Here is a 593-nt window from a genome sequence, read left to right on the forward strand (position 1 = left end):
AGGCGCTGGCGCGGGTCTGGAAGGCGGTTCGCTTTTCCTGGTGGATGACGACGATGCTGCATTGTTTTCCCGACACCGCCGAGTTCGGCCAGCGCATCCAGGAGGCCGAGCTCGACTATCTCGTGCAGTCGCGTGCCGCATCGACCGCGCTCGCGGAAAACTATGTCGGCCTGCCCTATTGAGGGCTGCGGATCATCCGGCGCCTTGCTGCCTGGCAAAATCCAAAAGCATCGGGCGCTGCCCCTTGAGGATTTTCACCTCGGCCTCGGGCAAGGTGAACCAGCCCGCTCTGTCGACCTCCGGGAACTCCTTCAGGGATCCCGACCTTGGCGGCCATTCCATGGTGAAAATGTTGCTCTTGATGGCGGCCACGTCGATGTCGATGGTCGCCTCGACAGACCAGGCCGAGACGATCTTGCCGCCGGGTTGTTTGTAGTCGCCGAGCCGCGCGAAGGGACCATCAACCTTGACGCCGAGCTCTTCCTCGGTCTCGCGTTGCGCTGCCGTCAACTCATCCTCGTCCTCGCCGACGAGACCCTTCGGCATCGACCAGGCGCCATCGTCCTTCTTCGCCCAGAACGGCCCGCCCGGGT

General features: G+C 63.6%; 1 protein-coding gene and 1 pseudogene. One reads left to right on the plus strand and one right to left on the minus strand.

The annotated features are described in order from the left end of the window. Positions 1-182, plus strand: a pseudogene (locus tag EN969_RS34295) (4-hydroxybenzoate 3-monooxygenase); the annotation flags it as partial. Between the two features lie 10 nt (positions 183-192). On the opposite strand, the gene EN969_RS34300 reads toward EN969_RS34295, so the two are convergent. Beyond that, positions 193-593 (minus strand): NUDIX domain-containing protein (locus EN969_RS34300; RefSeq protein WP_127419939.1); only part of this gene is annotated, 401 nt, incomplete at its 5' end.

The sequence above is a fragment of the Mesorhizobium sp. M7A.F.Ca.CA.003.01.2.1 genome (assembly GCF_003998945.1).
GTDB classification, from domain to species: domain Bacteria; phylum Pseudomonadota; class Alphaproteobacteria; order Rhizobiales; family Rhizobiaceae; genus Mesorhizobium; species Mesorhizobium ciceri.